Origin of the sequence: Vibrio sp. 10N.286.51.E5 (genome assembly GCF_041469125.1) — a bacterium.
Lineage (GTDB): Bacteria > Pseudomonadota > Gammaproteobacteria > Enterobacterales > Vibrionaceae > Vibrio > Vibrio crassostreae_C.
On record NZ_JBFRJZ010000107.1, the window covers coordinates 1 to 4,564 of the forward strand.

2 protein-coding genes and 1 pseudogene are annotated in these 4,564 nt (G+C 45.9%); 1 reads left to right on the forward strand and 2 read right to left on the reverse strand.

Features of this window, described 5'->3' with window-relative positions; genetic code table 11:
- The first annotated feature begins 204 nt into the window (after nucleotides 1–204).
- Nucleotides 205–2,349, forward strand: a complete 2,145-nt coding sequence (locus tag AB4161_RS22430; RefSeq protein ID WP_372084349.1) for a GGDEF domain-containing protein — start codon at nucleotides 205–207, stop codon at nucleotides 2,347–2,349.
- A 69-nt stretch (nucleotides 2,350–2,418) separates the two neighbouring features.
- Here AB4161_RS22430 and AB4161_RS22435 read toward each other — a convergent pair whose 3' ends face one another.
- A complete protein-coding gene (locus tag AB4161_RS22435) occupies nucleotides 2,419–4,098 on the reverse strand; it encodes a BatD family protein (RefSeq protein WP_372084351.1) in 1,680 nt (559 codons plus the stop codon).
- Between the two features lie 2 nt (nucleotides 4,099–4,100).
- Nucleotides 4,101–4,564 (reverse strand): annotated as a pseudogene (locus AB4161_RS22440) (hypothetical protein); the annotation flags it as partial.

Below are 4,564 nucleotides of genomic sequence, written 5' to 3' on the forward strand. Positions count from 1 at the left end.
CCTCCTCCTACTCGATTGTCTAAAAAATCCCCAATGTCGATGTGATTTTGGGCAGAGAATCCCATTTTTGTCGTCCTTCTCATGCTTGTGATAATGTTAAAGGTGAAACTGCGACCCGCTTAACATCTCATTTTCACTTACATTGATTGCATATCAAGCCTTCTGTATTTTTGCTTTATTCTTAATCGCCAATGGAAGGAAGCTGTGCCTGTTAAAGCCTTTGCAAAACAAATATCTGCGACACGCGACCATCGTCTGTTGGCTGAGTCTCTTTTTGACTATCTGGTTAAGGTACTTACTCCAAAAGGGATAGGAATATTTGCTGAACCGACGCCGGAGAGCGACGCATTACCGCTTTTTTCTTATGGCGACCTAACCTCATTGGCGAGCTACCCCTCTACATTTTGGCCGTGGGTCTCACAGTTTGATACCGCAGACGGGGTTTTGCCAATGGCTATCAACACCTGCAAGTGGGAACACATGAAAGTGCTTGGTGGGGAGTCGTTTATCATGATGCTCGACAACGCACCTGCCTCCAGAACTTATTTAATTGTTCAAAATTGCAATGCTGAGAAGGTTAATCAAACCTTTGACCAAGATCTTGATGTGTTACAGCTCGCGGCTGCCCGTTGGCAATGTATTCGTGCCGAAAAGAACGCGGCGCTAGAAATCAAACACAGAGACACACGTGAAGCTCAATACTTAGATGAGATAAAGTTACGTGAGCTGTTTGTAGAGAACATGAAGCTGGTTCATCAGGTCGCGCTTGAGCTTTCTAACCCTGAGTCACTCGATGCTTTGTATAAAGCATCGGTTGAGGCTGTGCGAGACAGGTTAGGGTTTGATCGTGCGATCTTCATGTTGCTTGATATGAAAAAGCGTTGTTTCAGCGGCACTTATGGCGCTGACGAAGCGGGTAAAACCAACAGTGAACACCACACTCAATACGATTTGCACCAACTTGAAGCGGAATACATTGAAGCGCTGTCTGATAACCATACTAATCTAGTCATCATCGATAATGCGCCCCTGTATACAGAAGGTAAGGTGGTCGGGCAGGGGTGGAATGGCATGCTTATCTTGCGTGAAGGCGACAAACCTGTCGGCTGGATCGCCATGGATAACTACATTCATCGCTCACCGATTACTAACTATCAAAAGCAGATGCTTGAGTCTTTTGGCTCTTTGCTTTCTCAAATCTATATTCGCAAGCGCCAAGAGCAGAACATACGTATGTTGCACTCGAGTATGGTTGAGCTGTCTCGATGCGATAGCGTCAGTGAAGTCTGTAAGTCCGCGGTTAGTTTTGCGATTCAACATCTAGGTATCGATCGACTGGCTGTTTTCCTAACAGACAAAAAGTGCAGTTACATGCAAGGTACTTGGGGCACTGACATCAAAGGCGATATTGTCGATGAGTCCTATTATCGCTCTGAGCTGGTGGAACGTGACATTGTAGCCGCAGCTCGTGCTTGCCCTAATCAAGTTGCCTTTGAAGAATCAGTTCCTATCTATCACGATTTCAATATTGTGGGAGTCGGTTGGACGGCAATGACCATGCTCACCACCAATACGGGTGAGCCGATTGCGTTTATCGCTGCTGATAACCTATTAACTCGCAGTCCTTTAACCTCACAGCTTCGTGAGGTAATACGTATCTTTGCTTCGAGCCTTGCTGAGGTGCTGCAAAGAACCATGGCTCAAGAAGAACTGAAAAAGCTCAATGAAACATTGGAGCAAGAAGTCAGTAAGCGTACCCAAGAGCTAGAGTTGGCGAATGAGCAATTGGATATCATTTCTAAGCTAGATCCTCTTACGCGCCTTGGAAACCGCCGTATGTTGTCGCAGGTTCTAGAAGACTTGAACGGTGACGATCAAGGTGCCTTTGCCTTACAGAACGAAATTACATTTGGCTTGATTCTTGTCGACCTCGACCACTTTGGTTTGTACAACAGTGTCTATGGTCATACTGAAGGGGATGCGGCTCTGAGGACGGTAGGTGAGATACTGAATGCCCATGTTCACAATGATAAAGAAACCTTCTGCCGGATTGGCGGAGAGGAGTTTATGTTGTTGATGATTGGCACGAATCACTCAGAGACAAAGCAACGTGCAGAGTCGATTAGAAAATGCATTGAAGAGGCAAAAATCCTCCATTGTGAAAGTAGTACCAGCCCATATTTAACGGCATCCGTTGGCTATGCCTCGATAACGTCTGACCAGCATCAGTTCGATTTTGATTTGTTGTATGGCAAGGCAGATAAAGCCTTGTATCAAGCCAAAGACTCGGGGCGAAATCGAATTGTTTCTGCCTTAAAACGTAAAAAAGTCACAGCCTCTCTTTCTTAAAATAAAGGCCGTTGATCTCAAGATGATCAACGGCCTTTGTGTTTTACTGTTCTTGATGAACAGCGTCGACTAAAGATTTTCTAGCGAACTATTATGCTTTTTACTCGCAACTCTCTTGGGCTTCTTCACCGTTTTGATTGCCAGCTCAGGGCTCCATGTTTGGGCTGGTGAACCGGCTTCACCATAAAGGCTTTGGTTTAGCTTGGTGAGTTCGGCTTCAACGGTTTGTAACGTCTCATCACTTAGATCTGTATTTTCATATTTCCATTGCTCAAATAAGGTTCTGGTCATCACGCCATCTTTCGTTCTTAGAGCTTCAATAAGCGCTTCTGCGGTATCTGATTGACGTTCAACAGTGTGTGTTGGTTTTGTCGTTACACCGCGGCGTGACCAGAAGTAGCATGCCAATGCTGAGCTGATTAGCCACAAAGCTGCAAATAGGGCGGTGAGATAAGGCCAGATCCCAGGGCTATCCACAGTAACAACCGTCGGGCTTACTTGTTGGGCGGGCGTAGCAGTTACTGGTGGAGTGCTTGACGTTGCGCGATCACTTGCTTTTACCGCTAACTCTAGCCCCTGCGCTTTGCTTGTTTGTTCTGATTGCAAATCGGTGTTAAACCAAGCTTGAGACACATCAGGAAGCGAGATGTTTCCTGCCTCTTTCGGAATCAAGACTTGCTTGTAAACAACGACAGAATCACCTGACTGAGTTGTGCCAAATTGCGGCTTCTCTTCATAAACACGTACCGAATTAGGGTAGGTGATATTCAGTTTTGGCAGCTGGTGTTGCGTTAAGTTGCTAGCCGTCATCGTGATGGTACGAGTTAACGAATCACCCGCTTCCATTTCAATGGTTTGGTTGTCGCCTTCTAAACCATTACTATTTCCCAGTTGATTGCCTTGGCTATCTGACCATTGTTGAATCAGTTTGAAGTTTGATGTTGGTAACCACTCACCTTGGTAGCCTTTTGGTACGTCCTTCACAGTTACATCTAAGATTTCAACGGGCGTGTCGAGCTGGAACAGACGCGTTGTACTGGAGTTGTTGGTTGAGTAAACAACGGCTCCATTCAGCTTCGGTCCATTCAGCTTAAACTGTCCGGCCTTTTGTGAAGAGATACGGAAAGACTGTTGAACTACCGTCACCTCTTGTCCATTGAGAACATCTTGAAATTGCTTCGATTCACCAATAGGTTCCACATCTAAGCCCGGCGAGCTCGGTGGCGCTATTTTAGGATCTTGCAGCCTTCTTGGGTCAGCTTTGATGATGAGTTTTACATCAAGCTCAGCCACTTCTTCTGGGTACAGCGAGTTCTTGCTGAGATTAAGCTGGAACTCTGCCATATCATGTTGAGTTGGAGCGGCTTTGTTAATTGCAACATTGATGGTGATAGGCTTGGTTTTTGCCCCTTCAATATCAAAACTCGGGATTTGCAACTTACCCAAACGCAGTGGAGCAAGGCTAATGTTCCATTCACTTGATACCGAACGGCTGCCATTGACGATTCGCATCGACGACCCAAAGTTTGGTGTGCCAACATAGAAATCCTGCTGGAGCGCTGTTAGATCTAGAGCATCAGAGGAGACCTTTTCATCGGTTGCAACTCTAAGAAGGAACACTTCATCTTTGGTGACACTGTTATGTGAAACGCTCGCCACGGCGTTTGCAGCCAATACTGAGAAGGACGAGAAAGCTCCCAACAACAATGTTAGGAGTACGGATAAAAATGGCTTGTTTAAAAATCGCATGGTTACCACTTTTTGTTCTGGTTGTTAGGAGCACTTTTTTGTCGTGCTTGTAAAATCATTTGCGCTTTAAGCAGTTGGCTCGGGTCACGGGCGCTTTCTACTTGCTCAAGTTTTCGCATGTCAGGGTCGCTCGACAGAGGTTGATCTGAGGTTTGTGCTACAGCTTGCTGACTACTTTGCTCACCATCTTCTTTTGAAGCTTGTTGTGCGCTAGCACTTTGAGGTGTAGCGCCTTCTTGGTCACTCTGTTTCGGCTGATCACTGTTACTTTGTTGCGTGGCTTGCTTGTCGTCTTGTTTAGACTTTTCAGAGTCAGAGTGATTTTCAGGTTGGCCTTGAGATGAGTTTTGGTCTTGGCTACCGCGTTGATCTTGGTTACTGCTTTGATCTTGCGACTTGCCACTGGAGCTTTGTTGTTGATCCTGAGAGCTTTGCGAAGAATCATTTTGCTGACCTTGCTGACCTT

Excerpts from the sequence above, each read along its gene's own strand:
- AB4161_RS22435 (WP_372084351.1), bottom strand. The coding sequence starts at position 4,098 with ATGCGATTTTTAAACAAGCCATTTTTATCCGTACTCCTAACATTGTTG.